Here is a 19,180-nt window from a genome sequence, read left to right as displayed (position 1 = left end):
TTAACGAGTCCTGAGCCTAGCGATTGCCGGGAACGTTTTATCTGCCAAGCCATTTTCGAAATCGAGATAGGGCATGTGGGATAGGACGTGGATGGCTACGTGAAAGGCTTTTCCATTTTCCACCATCGCCGACAACATGGCAGCCTATCGCCGTACCTGTCCGAAGCTAAAAATACGAGTAGGGCACATGACCGAAGATTTGGCCAAGGTGTACGTGGATCGCCTACTGCGCGAAGGGTTTGCCATCGACATCATTGGTGAGAACACGATCGTCATTGTCGATCCTGTCAACGTCGGCGAGCTCTTTGGCGCGCGTGACACGGGGCGTGAAGCGAACCCGAGCGTACATAAGGACGCGATAATCTCCTATCTTAGAAAACTGCACCGAATTGTTTGAACTAGAGCCCGTGTCGTCCAGTTTAGCTAAGTCGGTTTGCGAAATCAGTGTCGATGGGACTAACGTTCTGATACTGCCTGTTTTTCAGCGCAATTCTCCCATAGCACCCGTTCTTGCCTTAGTCGAATGGATAGGGCTTGGCGTGCCTCTCAGCGAGCCCAGCAGCCGTCAGCCGGCACATCGGGACCTGTAAGTCGTCGCTGACGTCGACCAGTCCAGCCTCGGATGCAAGGTTGACCGTCTTCCGCCCCACGCCGGGTGGTAGTTGTTTGAACTCGTGTTCGTTCAGGTTACGCAACAACAGGGCGAGGCGCACGGACGGGCCGTAATTCGTCATGCGAAAATCTCTCGATCTCTCCAGTGGGCGGTGGGGAGAACGGAGAGCGCTCCCCACCAATCCAGCTGCTATAGAAGAAGCGCAGATGAGATCGCCTCGCAGCTACTTCGCAAACGGTCCAGTCCGTTGTCTGTTCCAAGGAGAGGTGTGGGGAGCCAACCAGCGTTTAGCGACTTTAGGCTCTCCACTGCCGAGCAAGACGTTGGGAGACCATCTCGGCGGAGAAGCGCAGGGGTGAGCGCAATAAGTTCCGAGTGCTGCTTTAGCAGACCGCTTCTGTTCTCTCGACGTTCTTGCCCTGTCTCAAACAACCCCAAAAAGGGCCGACCTCTCTGGCTGAAGTCCTGCAATCGTTGCGCGGTCAAATATGCCGCGTGCTCTGCGCGAGTTCCGCGAACGCGTCATAAACGGCACGGAACCGGAAGATGGAAAAGGCACATCGCAAAAGGAACAGCAGACTGCTCTCGCAACGTTTTGGAATCCCGCGCGTTTTATGTCCTCAACCGAGGAGAAAACGATGTCCAAACGAGAACTCATCGATACCGGAACTGACAAGCGTTATGTCCGTCGCGACGAAGAAGGAAAATTCAAAGAATCCACCGACGTCGGCCGTTCGCTTTCCGCAGACAAGCGCCACAAGTCACAGACCGAAGCGAAGCGCGGCGAAGGCGACCGCGGCGACCATCACGCGAAGCATTGATGACCGATCCCTCATTTCTTGAGATGCAGCCGGCGGAGCGGCAGGCCGTTCTCAAACGGCTGGCCGTGACGCTGGCGCGAAACGCGGCATGGGCGGCGGAGCAGGGAGACGACACCCTCGAAATGGTGATGCGATCGGTCGGAACTGCGTTACTGTCGGTCGCTGGTGAACTTGCCCGCACCGACCTTGGCCTAGCTGAGGATATTGCTAGCCGCGCCGTCGTTCTCATCACCACGTTTCACCTGAGGCACCCGCAGTACCCGGTCGGGCCAACGCTGCACTAGCCCTTTTATGACGGGTCTGCCAGACATCGATTGCCGCGTGAGCAATTACGGCACACATTTCAGATAAGACCGCATTGATAAGGCGTGGCTCGTTCACGGCGCACCTAATCGGTCAAATTGCCTGCAGCACAGAAGTACTTGCCGATGGGCGAACACGTGCTGTTTGCTCCCCGCTTTTGGCTTCAAAGATCGATAAATCAATAACGTAGTCCCCAGACTTACTCAATTGATCGAGGATTGTCGCGGCCAAGCGCACGGCGCAGACAGGATTGATCGCTAGGTCGAATGTCTCGTCGCTGGTCAAAACCAAGCGCGTCAAGAGATTGCCGCCGTCTAGCGGCGCGAACATGCGGAAGCTCTCAGCTTCGAGGAATACATCGGCGGCTTTGTCGAGGGAGGGGACGCGTTGCGCAAATCGGGTAGAGAGGCCGGCTTTTTCTTCTGGTGTCATCGGATTTGTAGGTTTCCTCGAGCTGTTTTTCTCTGCTGGTCCTAACGACGAATTGCGGATCGCGTAAGGCCTATTGGCAGGCGATACGACGAGAAGGCTGCGATGGCGCGGCCCAATGGCGAAGTCGCCACATGTTACCAGAGCCACTTTTCTTTCGAGCCTGCCGTTGCCGCGATAGGACTGATCGTGATCGGAAGTGGGCTGCATTCGACCCGTATAGCCGGGCGGCGCTTGGTGCTGCTTGGGGTAGGGCGGATTGGAAATCTGTCATCGGTCATGGAAGCCTCCATGCTTGATCCCGGCTAAACAGGCACGCGCGGTAACGGTTCATAACAAACGCCTGATAGCGGCGGGTAGACCGGGCCAGGCAGCTCGAGCCTGCCGAGGAGAACGCCATTCCGTAGCGATGCCCTTGAGAACCAAGTTGCTATATTGCCGGGAAGCATTACCAATGCCAGGACCGACCTAGAAGGAGCGCAAATGTCAAAGACAAGACTATTTTCACCCGTTGGTGTTGGTTCTCTAAAGCTTCGCAACCGCATCGTCATTGCACCGATGTGCCAATACTCTGCGGTCGAGGGCGAAATGACTGACTGGCATCAAATCCATTTGGGCAACCTCGCACTATCGGGGGCGGGCATTTTGACTATCGAGGCGACGGCGGTCTCGCCGGAGGGAAGGATTTCATACGGCGACGTCGGTCTCTACTCGGACGGTTGCCAGGCGGCGATGGCCCGTGTGCTAGCCAGCGTACGCAGGTGGTCCGACATTCCGATCGCCGTCCAGCTCGGTCATGCCGGCCGCAAAGCATCGACCGAAAAGCCGTGGCTCGGCGGCCAACAGATCAGCCCGGGCAGTGACAACGGTTGGAAGACGGTCGCGCCAAGCGCCATCCCGTTCAAGGACGAGTACGATCACCCGGAAAGCCTCCACAAGGAAGGCCTTTCGCGCGTCAGAAACGCGTTCGTCGACGCCACGCTAAGAGCTGCTGCTTTGGGTATCGACGCAGTACAGCTTCACGGTGCACACGGCTACCTTCTCCATCAATTCCTGTCGCCTCTGTCCAACAGGCGCGCCGACGAGTATGGCGGTTCTCTCGAAAATAGAATGCGGTTCCCGCTGGAAGTGTTCGATGCGGTTCGGGAGGCGTTCCCTTCCGACAAGCCTGTGACAATGCGAGTGTCGGCAACCGATTGGGCAGAAGGCGGCTGGGACACCGATCAGACGGTCGTGTTCGCGAAGGCGCTTGAGGCGAGAGGCTGTTCGGCGATCCACGTTTCTACAGGCGGGCTCGCGTCACATCAACAAATCGCTCTCGGGCCGAACTATCAGGTACCGTTCGCTCGTGCCGTCAAGCAGGCCGTCGACATTCCGGTCATCGCTGTCGGTCTGATCACAGAGTTTGAGCAAGCGGAAGGTATTCTGACGACCGGCGACGCTGACCTTGTCGCTATCGCGCGGGCAGTTCTGTATGATCCGCGTTGGCCATGGCATGCCGCGGCCCACTTCGGCGAAACGGTGCAAGCGCCTGATCAATATCTCAGGTGCCAGCCAAGGCAGTATCGGGACCTATTCGGTTCGCCTGTCAGGTGATGCTTCAGCAAAACACGATCCAGGCAGCCGGAACTCTTGAAAATCTCATCCGGAGGCTTGCGAGGCTCACGAACCGAAATCCCGACGTCGCGATGCGCGTCTTGCATTGGAGCTGAAGATGGCCTCGTTCGCTAGTGAACGCGATAAAAGTAGATGCCCAACTCATCCAGGCTTGCTCCTTCGCGAAGACATTCTTCCACCGCTTGGCAGGCCCAAGGCGGAGATCGCCAAGTGGCTGGGTGTGTCTCGGCAGTACCTCTCTCAAATTCTCTGCGAGGATCGCCCTGTCAGCGCGGGCATGGCCGTTCGGTTCGGCAAGATGTTCGGTAACGAGCCGATGATGTGGTTGAGAATGCAAGCCGCGCATGATGCGTGGCATGCCGCTCGTAAACTGAGGTTTCGGGAATTCCGACGCTATGGGGCTCTTAGGACGCCGTGGCGATGGGCCATCAAGCCTGCGATTGGTCCAACGCGTTGTAGGCGACTGGCGACTTGACGTCGGAAAGAGTTCTAGACCCGCTGCGATCGCAAAGCGACACACTGACGGCTAGTGTCCGAACGACATCATAAATGGCGTCAGCGCGGTGAGCCGCCTGGACCAAAGCCGGTTAGCGGCTGATTTTCCATTGGTGGTCTTCAGCCGGGCAGGCGACGCCATTCAGGCTTGAACTCCCGCTGATCGTCTGGTGTGTCGTGAGGAATTGCTTGCAGCCTTGGCCGCCATCGGCGGTCGGTGCAATCTGCTGAATGACGCCAGCGCTTCCAGTTGCCGGATTTGCCCAGGCCAAAGGCTGCAGTCCAACGTCGGAACGGCCGACTGTCTCGGCGATGACAGCTTGGTCGGTCTGGGGTGCAGTCTTAAGCTGAGTGGTGGAGGCCGTCACGAGAGGTTCTGTCGTCGAGCAAGCGGTCAGCAGCAGCATCGACGGGACACTAAGACGACGCCATACACGAAGCATACTCTCTCCATTTATAATCGCACTGTCTTAGGACGATAGCGACCAACCCGTTACCTAAGGGTTACGGAGACGTAAATGCGGCGCACCCTTAAGCCAGGCATCCAGCTTGAGCCGAGCGCTTGACCCTTGTTAGCGTGGGGCGGACTGATGAACTCGTTTTGTCGGCAATTCGTCAAGCTGCATTCCTTCTGTGGCTGCCAGGGTGGCCACGGCTGCGCCGATGGTCTGATGTTTCCTCAGACTGAAGTCGGAGGTTTGGATTTTTTTGGAACGCACAAGCGTGGCAAGCATTCAATCGCGGTGCAATAACCCGAGGTAACGCCCAATGAAGAAAATCATTCTTGCTGTCGCTCTCGCTCTTTCATCCATCGCGGCCGTCCCAGCGGCTTCCTACGCGGACACCGTCATCATTCGCACTGATGACGGTCCTAGCCCGCATCGCGGATGGGACGGTGGACACCACCGTGGCTGGGATAATGATCGAAGAGCACGCATGGTAAGTGAAGACTATCGTCGCCACCCGTCTTGCTTCACGAAAAGGGTTGTGACCTATCGCGATGGTGAGCGCGTTTCGCGGACGACGAAGGTCTGCCGCTGATTGAAGCCAGATTGGCGTCACGGAGCCGGAGAGTGTTCTACTGTCCGGCTCCTGTCGTTTGAACTTATCTCCGCTCATCGTCTCGTCTCCAGTATTAGCGCGTACAGCAGAGCAGGGTGGCAACGCGGGTTTCGATGGGCGATCGGGCTTCGATCGGTTGGGGAAAGCCGACGCTTCGAATGGACTGCTCCGGGCCCGGTGATGCCGAGGTGCCTCTTGCGAACGGCTGCCAATTTGGCATCTCGGCCACGTCGAGTGCGGTCTGTTCCACATGGCATTTGGGGATAGGCTAGCCGCAAAGGTGGCAGCTATCATCCCGGTCGAAAATGCTGGCTCTTACGCGCGGTGGGGCGCGGGTTTCATCGGTTGGTCCAATCCATTCGTCAATGCTCCGCATCGGCAAGCCTCCCAAGTGGAACCTTATGTTTGTAAGCAGGTTGACCTCGCGACAAACAAGGAGCCGAACGATGACCGATCCAAGAGAGAGCCCAGACAACGAACCAATGCCGTCGCCGACGTGGAAGCCAAGCCCACCGGAGATGGAGCTTGAGCCAATCCCGGTCCCAGAACGTGCTGATGACACTCCGGTCACTGATGGTGCCGATCTCCCCAGCGATGGCTTGGTGCCCGCAGTTCCGAGCAGCGACGAAGAGAACATTGATGCGGATGAGGCTCTGCCGGACGAGGTGGAGGAAGGAATTCTCCTCGATGATCCCGAACGAGATAACAGCCGGTTTGACGAAGAAATGCCCAAGGACAGCCTCTGAGTAACGACGAGCGCTATGGAATGAAGAAGACCGAATTGAGCTGAGATTCGACAGTTGCGGGGAACTTGTCCTTATCCGGAGCCCGCCTGCTTCAATCACGGCTAAGGATGCGATCGTCCAGCCGGAGCGGATCAATACTCCCATTGCCGTCTTGCGCACGGCGGCGGCGGATTGCGCAGCCGGACTCCCCTTGATCCCATGCCCGCGCGCACACCGTTCCGCAGGAGCGTGCCAAGAGCCACCGCGATCTGACAGCGCTCGCCGCGTCATTGGCAGCTCAATCGGTACCGCTCAACCGACTGAGCCGACTAACGCTTCACATCGCCGGATTGTTTCGCGGTGAGTGATCGATCTTGCAGATCGGCATACCAGTCAGCGTACGGCGTGTTCCGGGCGAGGTAGCGATTGTAGTCGGGCGCGCCGTCGTCCCACCATGGAGGGCCCCGCTCGCCAAGCGCAACTTTCGCATCGTTAACTCTCGTACGGGCTTCCGCCGTCTCACAACTACCCACTTTTGCGTCGCGAACGGCCCGGCGCGCCAAAAGAGTTGTGGAATTCGGAACAAACCAAGAATATCGACTGGCGCTGCAAACGTGAAAGTCGTATCAAAGTCGATCTGGATAAGGACCGACCATGGCATTTCGATTCGTCCACACCGCAGATATACACCTCGACTCGCCGTTGAAATCGCTCGCCCTTTTGAATTCCGAGCTTTCAGAGCTCATTGGGTTGGCTACCCGACGCTCTTTCGTCCAAACAATTGATTTATGCCTGGAAGAGCGCGTGGACGCCCTGATCATCGCCGGCGACCTGTATGACGGCGAGCAGACCTCGATGAAGACCGCGCGGTTCCTCGCCGAGCAACTCGGTCGATTGCACCAAGCTGGTATCCGAACTTACATCATCCGCGGGAACCATGATGCTCTATCCAAGATCACCGCGCAGCTTGTCATGCCAGATTCGGTACGGGTTTTTGGAGAGGCAGCTGAAGTGGTGACGGTTGAGCGCTCGGCCAGTGATTTCGACGTCGCGATCCATGGAATGAGCTTCGCAAAACCTCACGCGCCCGAAAGCCTCCTCAGGCACTTTGCCCTTCCCACTCCCGATGCGGTCAATATTGGGATTATGCACACAAGCCTTAACGGCTCGCCTGGTCACGACCCGTATGCGCCCTGCAGCGTTGCCGAGCTCAAGCAAACAGGCTTTCAGTATTGGGCGCTCGGACATATTCACAAGCGTGCCATCTTCGAAGACAAGTCTTCTGCAATCGTAATGCCCGGAATACCGCAAGGGCGCGATATTAACGAGGACGGTTCGAAAACCGTGACGCTTGTAACCGTCAATGACGATCGCACGGTCGTCGTGGAAGAAAGAACGACAGCTGTTGCGCGGTTTGAGCGACTTCAAATTGACGTCTCGGACGCGGCCGATTGGGAGGACGTCGTCGCAATTTCTAAACAGAAGCTAGGTCAGCACGCTTCTGAGGTGTCGGCCCAACAGATCGTCACGCGCGTCGAGGTGATCGGGTCCAGCGAGCTTGCATGGCGCGTCCGTAGGGATGTTGATGTGCTTCGGACGGAGCTGGAAACCCATGGCTCACTCCTCGGTAACCTCTGGGTCGAAAAGGTCAAAGTATCGTCAGCGAGGCCCCGGCAGATTGCTGGGAATTTCGGACCTGTCGACGAGCTTGCGAACATCATTGAGCAAGAGATCCACGGTTCAGTCGACTTCAATACCGAGATGAAGGCGATCGCCGACGAGTTGCGGAGTCAACTGCCCACTGAGCTAAGGGGCATTTTCGGAAACGATCAGGAGGCGTTTGAAAGTCTCATGGCCAGGTCTGCCAACGAGGGCACGGCGCAGGTTCTTGCGCGGCTCCAGAACATCGGGGGTGAATGATTGCGCATCAATCGCCTCGACCTGACACGTTACGGTAAATTCACCGATGCCGTCTTCGATTTCGGCTCGCGTCCGGTTGGATCGCCCGACTTGCACGTCATCTATGGCCCGAACGAGGCGGGTAAATCCACAACATTCAATGCGATCCTCGATCTGATTTTCGGTATCGGGTATACGTCAAAGTTCGGTTTTCTGCACCCGTATTCGACAATGAGGATAGGCGGCAGTGTGAACACGGGCGGACGCGAGCGAGAATTCGTCCGGGTCAAGCGCCCGCAGAACAGTCTGCTCGATGGGGATGACCGAACGGTTGCCGACACGGAGATCCTCGCGGACCTTGGCGGAATAGACCGTGGCGCGTTTTCGACGATGTTCTCTCTTGACGAGAAGACGCTCGAAAGCGGTGGCGAAAGCATTCTGGCTAGTAAAGGCGATCTCGGCGAGCTGCTGTTCTCTGCAAGCGCTGGTCTTGCCGATTTAAGTCGCAGACTAGGCGAAATCAGAGCCGACGCAGATGGTTTTTACAAGTCCCGTGCGCGTAATACGCAGCTTGCCGAACTGAAAACTCGTCTCGCCGAACTTAAAAAGAAGCGCGAAGAACTCGATCTCCAGGCAAGCGACTTCACTCGGATGAAATCGGAACTGAGCGTCCATGAGGAAAGATATCGAGAAGCTCATGAACAGCTATCGGGGATCCAGACACGGTCGCATGAGATAAACCGCATCCTGCGAGCTCTTCCGACGATGACAAGGATAGTCAGTCAACGAAACGAGCTTGCGCTGTTGCCAATTGTGCCAGAGCCTCCGGGCTCCTGGAAGGATGAGCTCTCTGAGATTCGCAAGGAGACCATCGAACTCCGAGTGAAGATCGAAAGCGTTGCCCGTTCGATCGCCGACATCGAAAGCGGGATCCATGACATTCCGGACCCTGCTGAGGTTCTCGCTTTCGCGGGACGAGGGGAAGAGCTCTTGAAGACCCTCGAGCCGCGCTACGTCACGGCGCAGGTCGATATCCCGAAGCTCAAAGGACGGATTGCCGAACTTTCAGTGGAGGCGCTGCTTCGTCAGCTCGGAAAGCCTCTGGAGAAGGACCCTGCTAGCCTGGTTCTCGATGCGGCCACAGTCGGAAGATTTAGAAGCCTAATCAATTCAAGGTCGGGCGTTGATGCAAAGCTTGATAGTGCAGCCAAAGAGCTTGCCCGCACGGAGCGGGCGCTCTCGGAGGAGGATGGGACCTATGAGCGCTTCATCGAGTACCGGCAACCTGAAAGGCGTCGAGCCCTCGAGGCGCTGGCTGCGACAGTCAATGCCGTCTCGAAGACAGACGACGAAACGTCGCTGCGCCTACTCACCCGGCGACGAGATGCTGCTGCGAACACCCTATTAGAAAGCATGGCACAGCTAACGCCGTGGCGCGGCACGCCGGAAGAATTAGCTGCAATGTCGGTCCCATTGCAGGCCACGCTCGACAAGTGGAAGATCAAGCATTCAGAGGCGCGCGATGCCGCCAAAACCTCCGCTTTCGATATCGATCGACTACGGGGCGACCTTGGTCGTCTGGACGCGGAAATCGACGCTATCCGAGGGCGGTCCGGGGACATAGATGAGTCTTCCGCCGTCATCAGCAGGGCCGCGCGCGATGAAGCTTGGGTTTCGCACCGACAAGCGCTAACGGCGGATACCGCGCTCAGCTTCGAGCGAGCCATGAGAGCCGATGACCAGATAGTAGCACAGCGGCTCCTGCATTTCGCCGAGACAGGAAAGCTCGCGCAACTAGGCCTGACGCGCGCCGGGGTGGAAGCCGACCTTCGCACGGCAGGTGAGCGACTTTCAGCTGCGGAAAACGCGCTCGTTGCCTTGGCATCCGAGATGCTTGCTAGCTTCGCTGACGTAAGCGGGGCACAGGTTTTAACACGCGACCCTGGCGAGCTTCAGGAATGGATGCGCCGAAGGACCGCGGCACTGGCGGCCCGCGACGAGCTAGGCGGTATCGATCAGGAGATAGCCGACGTTCGAGATCGATCCTCCGCAGTGAAGGTACGGCTGGTCGCCGCGCTCCGAGCCGCGGAAATCAAGGTCGTAGACGTTGAAGATACGAGTTCGTTGGTTGCCGTAGCGGAGAACGAACTGGACCGCTTCAATTCGGCGATGGACCAGGCCGACCGACTTGAGCGCCTCAACGCGGATCGCATCGAAAGAACGAGGCTGCTCGACGATGCACGGGCGGCCGATGTGGAATGGAATGCAAAATGGGAAGCGGTGTGTGCAGGTTGCTGGCTCAAGGATGAACCTGCCGTCCCCGGCGTCGATGCCTTAAACGCGATCGTACCGCTTCTGGAAAAGCTGTCGTCAGCGATCGAAATGAAAGACAGCCTACTGGACCGTGTTCAGAAAATGGAGAAAGACGCCTCCGTTTTCGAACAGGCGGTCTTCGATCTTTGCGCGGCACTTTCCATAAGTCGTTCAGGATCGCTCAGCGACCTGACGTGGGCGATTGCCGAAAAGATCAAGGTCGCTGAACGTAGCAAAGAGCGGATCGAGAACATGACGGAAGCACTCCGTCAGGCTCGAGAGCAGGAAAAAGCCCTTTTCGTTTCCAGTGAGATTGTCTCGGGACGCATCGATGAGATGACCACGTTCTTCGGGTGCGCCACGATTGACGAAGTCGAAGCGCAGATCGATCTCTACTCCAGACGTCAGGCGGCGCAAACGGCACTTGCGAGCCTGGAACGCGAGCTTCTGGAGATCGCCGGCGCTCAGGACATCGTCCAAGTCGAAAAAAACCTGTCGAATGCTGACAGGGACGCTCTCGAGATCGAGCTGGAAGGCATGAAGCCAGACCTGGAGAGTCACGAGAAGGCCTGCCGCGACGCATTTCATGAAGTCTCAACACTCAGGAAGTCGCTGGACGCCGTCGGAGGCGATGCGGCGGTAGCTCAGATCGAAGAGCAGCGCCGAACCACCTTACTGGAGATCGAAGAGCGGGCAGGGAGCTACCTGGAGCTTCGTGTCGGTATCGCCGCTGCTGAGCAGGCGATCAAACTCTACAGAGATCGTCACCGCAGCGGAATGATGTCCAGAGCATCCGAGGCGTTCCGAACTATAAGCCGCGGGGCCTACACCGGGGTTGCCGCCCAGCCGGGGAAAGATGGAGAAGTCCTCATGGCCGTGTCGGCAAGCGGTGGCTCGATATCCGCCGACGCGCTATCCCGAGGCGCGCGGTTCCAGCTCTATTTGGCACTGAGGGTTGCGGGATATCACGAATTCATTGCTGAGCGCCCGGGCGTCCCTTTCATCGCCGACGACATCATGGAGACGTTCGACGACTTCCGTGCGGAGGAAGCTTTCAGGCTGTTCGCCGGGATGGCACAGCACGGCCAGGTGATCTACCTGACGCATCATCGGCACCTTACCGATATTGCACGCAAGGTTTGCCCGTCTGTTCGTATCTATGATTTTGACGCTATCAAGCGGGCGGCAGAGTTGGACGGAATAGCAGCGGAGTAAAGCTGAAGAGGGGCGGTCTGAGTACGTTGACCCACCATCGGAAAGGATCCGACCATTTGGCGAACATAGAGCCGGTGAAACGATGTCATTCTCTGAAGAGCAGTTTATCCAACAGGTAAATAGAAACGACACAAACCGTTGGCTTCTGGACGTTCTTCCCGATCTCCGACTGCCTCAGGGTACCTTGACAGCTGGCTGCTTGTTTCAAACCGTATGGAACATCAAGAGCGGGAACAAGCCAGAATGGGGGATCAAGGACTACGACGTGTTCTACTTTGATGCCAACGACCTATCGTGGGAAGCAGAAGACGCCGTCATCCAAACAGCGCGAGAAATGCTTGGTGATCTCGCTGATAAAGTCGAAATCAGAAACCAAGCCCGTGTTCACCTCTGGTATCCGCAAAAGTTCGGCTCGCCTTGCCCCCAGCTAAAGCGAGTTGAAGACGGGATTGACCGGTATCTTATCAAGTGCACCCAGTTCGGGATCAGCATCGGGAGTGGAAAGGTCTACGCTCCGGATGGGTTCAACGACATGTGGGATGGCATTCTGCGGATAAATCCAAACAATCCTTTGAGAATGCTATTCCTCAAAAAAAGCCAGGAGTACCGCGCTCGGTGGCCTTGGCTTAAACTTGTTCTTTGATCGTCAGTTTGGCGGAGGTCGAGCTTTGTCGCGGTTGCCATCAAACAGCGGGTCTCTCGGGTTTTCATGGCGGGCGTGCTTGTGCCAGACAGGCCATTATAATCGAAGATCTAATTGGTGAAATCGACAACGACAGTGCGGATTGACCGAATTTGCTAGTTCGGCGGATCGTGAGACGGGCAGGGGTGCCCGACGATCTCTCTGCGACGTGGCGAGAGGAAACGGCTCAACTACAATGCTTGTCGATAGCCCTCAATCACAAAGTGCTACTGGCATTGACGGCAGGGCTGGCCTCGAACGATTAGCGTCAAGTCGTCGCTTCACCGGAGAGGCCAAGATACCAAGCGATCGGTCAGCAGCTCGGTGGAGAGCATCTTCAGGCGTCGCTCCTACAGCCCACAAAGCTGTCCTGTTGAGGGTAGCCCAAGTTTAGCGGACGATAGAGTCGCGGCGAGCTGCAAACCAATTTACTCCTTTAACGGGAATCATCTATCAACGTCAGTGTTCATTGAGGAAGCGGAACATGGATGACGCATCATCGTCGGCAACGAACTTTCGGGTTGAATTGGAAGAGTGGTCAAAGACACGCGCTCGTTGGCAACGGCATGCGCTGTGGCTCTTGGCAACACAAGCCGAACCGCAAGAAACAGATGTAGACGCCGTGGTTGCTTGTCTTCTTAGGGAGGTTGGCCTTGTTGACTCGGGCGACGGCAATGAGGTTCTGTTTTCCATGGAGCATTTACGGGGCGTGGATCCCGGCAGTCTGCGTCTGCTAGGTGTCAGGGACGTTCAAAACATCAACCGTCTTAGGTCTGAAGGGATCCGGTTTTCTCCTGGCGGGCTGACGATTGTGTTTGGCGAGAACGGCAGCGGCAAAACCGGATTCACTCGACTGTTCAGAAAGGCATGCCGAACTCGAGTTGAGAAGACTGTTGATCTCGCTATTCTGAATAACGTCTACGGTCAAACAGATGGCGCAGCAGAGGCCACCTTCTTGTTCCACGATGGTTCGAATGAGATCGAGGTTCCGTGGACTGACACCGGTGGAAACGATGACCGGCTTTCCGCTATCAGTGTTTTCGACACCAAATCCGCGCAACTGTACGTCGATGAGGGCAATAAGCTTCGCTTCCTTCCGGCCGATCTCGATCTTCCGTTCAGGCTCAACGACTTGATCAAGACGGTCGAAGATCGCATTGCACCCGCTTCCGAAAAGAATGATGCAATTCTAGCGACATTGGGCAATCCCTTCACATCTCCTGGCGAGGATACTGGAGCGCGCACCTTTTATCGGGACCTGACCGCCAAGCATAGTGACGAGGCAATCGCGAATGCTTGCGAGTGGTCGGATACAAACGAGGAAGAACTATCGAGGCTGAAATATGCGCTCACCGCAGGACCCGAACAGAGCAAAGCGCATCGGCAGCATGCTTCAGCGGCCCGGACATTGGGCATTCGATGGAAGCAGCTTTCGGCCGCTCTTAGTGACCAGCGTCGTGGTGAACTACATGCTGCAGCGGACGAAGTGACCAAGTGTCGGGAAGCGCATGCCGCTACAATCGCGCTCGTTCAAGGACGCGACCCCCTTGGCGAAGTCGGAGGAGCGGCGTGGAGGGCAATGTGGGAAGCAGCTGCCACGTATGCCACATCAATTGACAATTTCAATGACTTCCCGAGTCACGGACCAATCGGAGAGGAGCACTCGGACCCGCTCTGCCCACTTTGCCAGCAGAGTACAACAGCTGTGTCGCATCGATTGCACCGTTTTGCGGGTTTTGTATCAGCTCAGTCCAGCAAATCCCTGAGGAAAGCAGAGTCGGATCTGGCCGCTATGAGGTTGGCACTGTCGCAAGAGCAAGTTATTTTGTCACCAGCTGAGAAGGTTCTTATCGAGAACGTCGGAGCGCACGACCCCGAAATCGTTAAGCGCGTGGCGGCTGCATGGGCGTTGGCATCTGAAGTCAAAGCTAACTGGACCGAATTTGATATCAATGCCCTTTGTGCTGGTGTAGGCCAAAATTCGCTCTCTGCCGACCTCGATGCAATCGCTAGTCGCTGGGAAGCCATGGCTAATGCAATCGACGACGTCCAGGATGACGCAGCGCGTGCGCAGTTCATGACCCAGTGCAGGGAACTGGAAGATCGACGAACTCTGGGTAAGTTCGCTGCCGAGATTGTTGCAAGACGGGACCTACTAAGAAAGAAGGCTGCTTACGATCTTGCAAAGACCGGGTGCCGACGAAATGAGGTTACCCGTAAAGCGAACGAATGGGTTGATACCTATCTCACTGAGAGGGCGAAAACCTTGTTCGAAAGAGAGGTCGAACGTTTCAGCCTCGGACATCTAAAGGTTGAACTCACGCGAAGCTCTACATCTGTTGCTACTGGTTATAAAAACAACCTTACAGGTGCGCGACGCCAGACCCGCGTATCCGAGGTTCTCAGCGAAGGAGAGCAACGAGCGCTCTCGCTTGCCGCATTCTTCACGGAATGCGCTCTGGAACGCCCGGGTGGAATCTTAGTCGTCGACGACCCCATCTCATCGCTAGATCGGCGGCGCTCCGCTGCCGTCGCCGAGAAGCTGGTCGAAGAATGTGAAACCCGGCAGGTTATCGTTTTTACGCATGACCTCCTTTTCCTCGAGGAACTGGGGGAGGCCGGCAAACGGAGGGCGGTCGAGCCCGCCATAGTTCGCGTATTTTCGACGACGTCAGTCGCGGGCAATGTTGATCCGTCCGGTGTTCCTTGGAAAGGTCAGAACGTTGAAAAGCGCGTGAATACGCTGCTGAATGGCATGGCTTCGTTAAGGCGATCGCGTGAAACGAGCCTCACGGACTATGAGATCGACGCGCGCAATACCTACACCAAGCTCCGAGAAGCGTACGAACGGTTCGTCGAAGAAGTTTTGTTTGGTGGCGTTATACAGCGGTATCGGCAATCGGTTGAGACAAAAAAACTGAGACTGGTCTCGGTCTCTCACGACGTTGCCCGGCGTTTTGACGATGCTTTTTCCAAGGCGTCGAAATATAGCCACGACAATTCGCAGGTGGAGAATGTGGCGGTTCCAGAGCCCGAGGAGATCGAGCAGGACCTCCGCGATCTCCAGTCACTGATTTCCGACGTCAAGCAGGAGCAGAAAGCGACGGAGAGTGCCCGGAGATAAGCAAGCAAGAACTAGCGCCTCTATCGCGGGAAATTGAGGCATTCATGGAGCAGTTTCCATGAGGAATCGGATGAGGGCCGGAGGGGAGCGGTAGCGCTGCTTAACAGGAGCTTCAGTGTTACAGCCCACCTCAAGGGGTAGAACGTCTGGTGAGTCCGCCAGCCAGTGCGTATCCGCCGCTCTAAGCGACGACGTCTGATTCCTCAGCGGCCCAGTTGTAGTCTTTCCCTACTGCCAGCCAGCTACCGGTGTTTTCCGCCAATCCTCGATCGAAGCGCAACACCTCCAGCTGGATCGGGATGTCACGGTCCTGTCTGTGAGACAGCACATATCGTGAAGCATTGCCATCATCGATAGCGAGTGCCGAAACCCATCCGGTCGCGCTGGGCGATATACCAAAACCGATATGGTCTTTGCATGCCGTACGGTGGGTTGTCGCCCTGCCATCGACGTGAACAATTGTTCTCCCGGTCGCCCGGTGCCACACGCTCAGCGCTTCGTCAGAAATGCCTTTGATTTCCGATTGGAATAGCGGAGCGTCCGAAAACTCGCTGCCTTCCACGAAGCAATAGCCGTCCTCGACATCGTAATCTTTCGCCTGTTTCAGCAACTCGAGGAGCTGCGGGATTTGTTGAATTACTGTCCGCCGACCGTCAGCAATCTTCGTTGTCTCGGTACAAATTCCAAACGACTTCAAAATGTCGTTGCCGCCCAAATGGCTCATCCAGTCTAGGACGGGTTGCCGGGTCCAATTGTCTTCTAGGAAGTCCAACAGGTTCCTTTCATTTCGACCGGAGATCAAAATAGAGCCCGGAAACCGTTCGAGCGTTCGGAGAACCTCCCGTACGACGGCGCGGGTGTATATGCCGCCAACGATCGAGCCCAGAAATACGACACGAGCCTTCGCCGATCGAGAGTGTCTTGGGCGATCCAGTCCAGGAGTGCTTGCAGTTCGGCTAGCAAGCTGTCGACATGGCCTATCACATAGGTCGTCTTTGGGGCATCGGTAAACATTTGCATCCTTTCGAGGCGAGTTCGGATGACAACTACAACCAATTTGTTGAGGATTGCCTATCCGTGGTGGTGAAGGAAACCTTGCGGAGCATGACCCGATATTTTGGTATTCCTTTATTGGCAAAGAGACTGCATCGCAGGATCGTCAGCGAGCATTGACGGTGCCCACTTAAGGGAGTGTCCCACGGAGGCGGTCATAGCTGAGGAGGCAAAGATGGCTGTTTGGAATTTCACGCTGGCGGTGGTGCAGAATGATCCTGCCGCGGAGTTTGTTGGCGACGCGCGCCGCGATGGCGTCGTCGGCACACGTTGGATGAACGCTGTTTGGCTGATCGACTACGCTCTTTCCGCCGACGGCTTGGCGACTGCTGTAGCCCATGCTCGAGAAACCATCGTGGTCGACGGAGGCAACGTGATCAGGCTTGAACCTGACGATCTCGTTACGCTCCAGGAAATAGGGCACGAAAGCGGTCTGGGGTGGCACCGGGTCCACGCGTTGGCGAACTCGGGTGGAGATGACCAGATGCCATTGCCGGTTCGCCGTCTACCGTCAGACCGACCCCTGTGGAGCTGGCGTGAGGTGTCCGCGTGGCTTGCTGCCTGGGAACTTGTTTCGAAGGAAACCGCCAAGTTCGCGGCGGATGCGTATGAAATCAATGCGGGTCTGATGGCAAACTAGCAAACCGTCGGACTGCCGTTCGCGACTGGGGGCGCACGCTGGGTCGCCGCGCCCAGCTCTCTCGCTTTCGTCGCTAAGGGAATAAATTCCTCAAACTGCGAGAAATGCCGGACTTCCGAAAATCTTATCGGGTGTTCTCAGAATTTTGGCCAGCATTTTCGGTAAGAGGAAGCGCGCTCCACATAAGCGGGGCACCTTGACGAGTCATTAATTAATGTGAAATGCTAAGATGTCAGACCAATTTTAAGGTCGGCTGCCTAAAACAATATTGGGGAACCATGCGGGCACCAAACATCGACAGGCCGGTTATCCGGCCGCTTCCCGCTTTAGATCGCGCGCGTCAAGTGACGGATGCGTTGGCGGACTATGTGGAAGATGCACGGCTGCAGGCTGGCGATAAACTACCCGCCGAGCGCGAGTTGATGGCCGACCTCAGGGTTGGGCGCTCGACAATCCGCGAGGCGATCAGGCACTTCCAGGCGCTCGGCGTTATCGAGACGCGCAAGGGGAGCGGGACCTATCTGCTGAAGCCGATTACCAAGGCGACCATCCATATGCCTTTGTCGCTACATGCGACGGACCTGCGCAATGCGTTGCTGCAGACGTTGGAGGTGCGCCGTGGCATCGAGTGCGAGGCAGGGATGGTTGCGGCAAAGATGCGCACCGCGCAGGATCTCATCGTCATCGAAGAAAAGCTCAATGAGATGGAGCGTGTCCACCTGGAAAAGGGTACCTCGGGTCCGGAAGATCTCGCTTTTCACCTCGCAATCTACGACGCCAGCCACAACCCGCTGTTTCGCCAACTACTTGAACAGATGCGCGAGACCTTCTGGCAGTTCTGGCAGCATCCATTTGAGCGCCAGGATTTCGCGCGCCGTTCCTTTCCCTTTCACCGCACGCTCTTCAACGCGATCGCCGCGCGCGATCCCGAGGCGGCGCGCGAAGAGACACTGAAAATCCTCGCGGTCGTCGAGGAAGACATCAAGGAAATGTCCCAATGATCAACGGTTCAGACCCGTTCGAATTCGCGTCACTCATCACCGCGCACGACGAAGGAAACTTCGCCGAAGCCGTGGTGCCGCCGATCTTCCAGACCTCGCTGTTCACCTTCTCCGATTACGACGACATGATCGCCTCATACCGCGGCGAGAAGGTACGGCCGATCTATACGCGTGGCCTCAATCCGACGGTGCGCATGTTCGAGGAGATGCTGTCGAAGCTCGAGGGTGCGGAAGACGCGCTGGGGTTTGCCAGCGGCATGGCGGCGATCTCGTCGGCTGTGCTCGCGTTTGTGGAACCGGGCGACCGTATAGTCGCCGTCAAGCATGTCTATCCCGATGCTTTCCGCCTGTTCGGCACGGTCCTGAAGCGCATGAAGGTCGAAGTGACCTATGTCGACGGCCGTGATGAGGAGGCCGTCGCCAAGGCGTTGCCCGGCGCCAAGCTGTTCTACATGGAAAGCCCGACGAGCTGGGTCATGGAAGCGCATGATGTCGGTGCGCTCGCGGCTCTGGCGAAGCAGCATGGTGTGATCTCCATGATCGACAACAGCTGGGCAAGCCCCGTCTTCCAACGCCCGATCACGCTCGGTGTCGATCTCGTCATCCACTCGGCCTCGAAATATCTCGGCGGCCACAGCGATGTCGTCGCAGGCGTTGTGGCCGGCTCGAAGGAAATGGTCGCCCGCGTCAAGGCGGAATCCTATCCCTATCTCGGCGGCAAGTTGTCGCCCTTCGATGCCTGGCTGTTGATCCGCGGCATGCGCACCTTGCCGATCCGCATGAAGGCGCACGAGGCTGCCGGCATGACGATCGCCAAGCGCCTGCAGGATCTCGATGTCGTCGAGACGGTCTGCCATCCGGGCCTGGCCAACCGCCTGCCGGCGGGCCTCAACGGCACGTCCGGTCTGTTCTCGTTCATATTCCGCGAAGGCGTCGACATCCGCGCCTTCGCCGATCACCTCAAGCTCTTCAAACTGGGAGTGAGCTGGGGTGGGCATGAAAGCCTGATCGTACCAGGCGAGGTCGTCCTTCAGCAGAAGGCACAGCCCAATTCCGCGCATACCTTCGGGATCGATGCGCGGTCCGTACGCCTCCATGTCGGCCTCGAAGGAACCGAGGCGTTGTGGAGAGACATCGAGGAGGCGCTTTCCGTCGCTTCGTAAAAGTCCAGAAACAGAGGAAAAACCT

18 protein-coding genes are annotated in these 19,180 nt (G+C 57.0%); 14 read left to right on the top strand and 4 right to left on the bottom strand.

Annotated features, from left to right (window positions below; translation table 11 throughout):
* Window positions 1-187 precede the first annotated feature (187 nt).
* Complete coding sequence (locus B3605_RS20220) at window positions 188-397, top strand: hypothetical protein (protein ID WP_296435748.1); 210 nt, start codon at window positions 188-190, stop codon at window positions 395-397.
* A gap of 118 nt (window positions 398-515) precedes the next feature.
* Here B3605_RS20220 and B3605_RS20215 read toward each other — a convergent pair whose 3' ends face one another.
* Window positions 516-734: a hypothetical protein gene (locus B3605_RS20215; RefSeq protein ID WP_113012482.1), complete on the bottom strand. Its 219-nt coding sequence runs from the start codon at window positions 732-734 to the stop codon at window positions 516-518.
* Window positions 735-1,251: 517 nt separating this feature from the next.
* On the opposite strand from B3605_RS20215, the gene B3605_RS20210 reads away from it, so the two are divergent.
* Both B3605_RS20210 and B3605_RS20205 read left to right on the top strand, forming a co-directional pair.
* Window positions 1,252-1,434, top strand: a complete 183-nt coding sequence (locus B3605_RS20210; RefSeq protein ID WP_113168667.1) for a hypothetical protein — start codon at window positions 1,252-1,254, stop codon at window positions 1,432-1,434.
* On the top strand, window positions 1,434-1,718 hold the full coding sequence (locus B3605_RS20205) for a hypothetical protein (RefSeq protein WP_296435744.1): 285 nt from the start codon (window positions 1,434-1,436) through the stop codon (window positions 1,716-1,718). Before B3605_RS20210 ends, B3605_RS20205 begins: the two co-directional genes overlap by 1 nt.
* Before the next feature lie 112 nt (window positions 1,719-1,830).
* On the opposite strand, the gene B3605_RS20200 is transcribed toward B3605_RS20205, so the two are convergent.
* Window positions 1,831-2,169, bottom strand: a complete 339-nt coding sequence (locus B3605_RS20200) for a hypothetical protein (protein ID WP_112942099.1) — start codon at window positions 2,167-2,169, stop codon at window positions 1,831-1,833.
* Between the two features lie 480 nt (window positions 2,170-2,649).
* Between B3605_RS20200 and B3605_RS20190 the strand changes: the two genes are divergently transcribed.
* Both B3605_RS20190 and B3605_RS20185 read left to right on the top strand, forming a co-directional pair.
* Window positions 2,650-3,762, top strand: coding sequence for an NADH:flavin oxidoreductase/NADH oxidase (locus B3605_RS20190; protein ID WP_112942098.1), 1,113 nt, complete (start codon window positions 2,650-2,652; stop codon window positions 3,760-3,762).
* 118 nt (window positions 3,763-3,880) lie between these two features.
* Window positions 3,881-4,258, top strand: a complete 378-nt coding sequence (locus B3605_RS20185; RefSeq protein WP_312469469.1) for a HigA family addiction module antitoxin — start codon at window positions 3,881-3,883, stop codon at window positions 4,256-4,258.
* 112 nt (window positions 4,259-4,370) lie between these two features.
* Here B3605_RS20185 and B3605_RS20180 read toward each other — a convergent pair whose 3' ends face one another.
* Window positions 4,371-4,685 (bottom strand): RT0821/Lpp0805 family surface protein, encoded by a 315-nt coding sequence (locus tag B3605_RS20180; RefSeq protein WP_409457183.1) that lies wholly within the window; start codon window positions 4,683-4,685, stop codon window positions 4,371-4,373.
* Window positions 4,686-5,786: 1,101 nt separating this feature from the next.
* Between B3605_RS20180 and B3605_RS20175 the strand changes: the two genes are divergently transcribed.
* From B3605_RS20175 to B3605_RS20150, 5 genes are all read left to right on the top strand, one after another.
* The gene (locus B3605_RS20175; protein WP_296435740.1) at window positions 5,787-6,086 is read left to right on the top strand and encodes a hypothetical protein; all 300 of its coding nucleotides are present in this window, start codon (window positions 5,787-5,789) and stop codon (window positions 6,084-6,086) included.
* Between the two features lie 633 nt (window positions 6,087-6,719).
* Window positions 6,720-7,985, top strand: coding sequence for a metallophosphoesterase family protein (locus B3605_RS20165; RefSeq protein ID WP_296435738.1), 1,266 nt, complete (start codon window positions 6,720-6,722; stop codon window positions 7,983-7,985).
* Window positions 7,986-11,492: an AAA family ATPase gene (locus B3605_RS20160; protein ID WP_296435736.1), complete on the top strand. Its 3,507-nt coding sequence runs from the start codon at window positions 7,986-7,988 to the stop codon at window positions 11,490-11,492.
* An 82-nt stretch (window positions 11,493-11,574) separates the two neighbouring features.
* Window positions 11,575-12,135, top strand: coding sequence for a nucleotidyltransferase family protein (locus tag B3605_RS20155; protein WP_296435735.1), 561 nt, complete (start codon window positions 11,575-11,577; stop codon window positions 12,133-12,135).
* Window positions 12,136-12,658: 523 nt separating this feature from the next.
* A complete protein-coding gene (locus B3605_RS20150) occupies window positions 12,659-15,298 on the top strand; it encodes an AAA family ATPase (protein ID WP_296435732.1) in 2,640 nt (879 codons plus the stop codon).
* 181 nt (window positions 15,299-15,479) lie between these two features.
* Here B3605_RS20150 and B3605_RS20145 read toward each other — a convergent pair whose 3' ends face one another.
* A complete protein-coding gene (locus B3605_RS20145; RefSeq protein WP_296435730.1) occupies window positions 15,480-16,070 on the bottom strand; it encodes a hypothetical protein in 591 nt (196 codons plus the stop codon).
* A gap of 200 nt (window positions 16,071-16,270) precedes the next feature.
* Between B3605_RS20145 and B3605_RS20140 the strand changes: the two genes are divergently transcribed.
* The 4 genes from B3605_RS20140 to B3605_RS20125 all read left to right on the top strand — a co-directional run bounded on the left by B3605_RS20140 (window position 16,271) and on the right by B3605_RS20125 (window position 19,155).
* Window positions 16,271-16,471 carry a hypothetical protein gene (locus tag B3605_RS20140; protein ID WP_296435729.1) on the top strand — a complete coding sequence of 67 codons (201 nt, stop codon included), beginning with the start codon at window positions 16,271-16,273 and terminating at the stop codon, window positions 16,469-16,471.
* Between the two features lie 55 nt (window positions 16,472-16,526).
* Complete coding sequence (locus B3605_RS20135; RefSeq protein ID WP_296435728.1) at window positions 16,527-16,991, top strand: hypothetical protein; 465 nt, start codon at window positions 16,527-16,529, stop codon at window positions 16,989-16,991.
* 278 nt (window positions 16,992-17,269) lie between these two features.
* The gene (locus tag B3605_RS20130; RefSeq protein WP_113010652.1) at window positions 17,270-17,992 is read left to right on the top strand and encodes a FadR/GntR family transcriptional regulator; all 723 of its coding nucleotides are present in this window, start codon (window positions 17,270-17,272) and stop codon (window positions 17,990-17,992) included.
* Window positions 17,989-19,155, top strand: coding sequence for a PLP-dependent transferase (locus B3605_RS20125; RefSeq protein WP_113010653.1), 1,167 nt, complete (start codon window positions 17,989-17,991; stop codon window positions 19,153-19,155). The genes B3605_RS20130 and B3605_RS20125 overlap by 4 nt, the downstream gene beginning before the upstream one ends.
* Window positions 19,156-19,180: the final 25 nt, after the last annotated feature.

This window comes from Rhizobium sp. UBA1881 (assembly GCF_002338015.1).
GTDB lineage: Bacteria > Pseudomonadota > Alphaproteobacteria > Rhizobiales > Rhizobiaceae > Rhizobium.
Note: the sequence above shows the minus strand (reverse complement) of the source record. Positions and strands in the feature narration are given on the sequence as shown.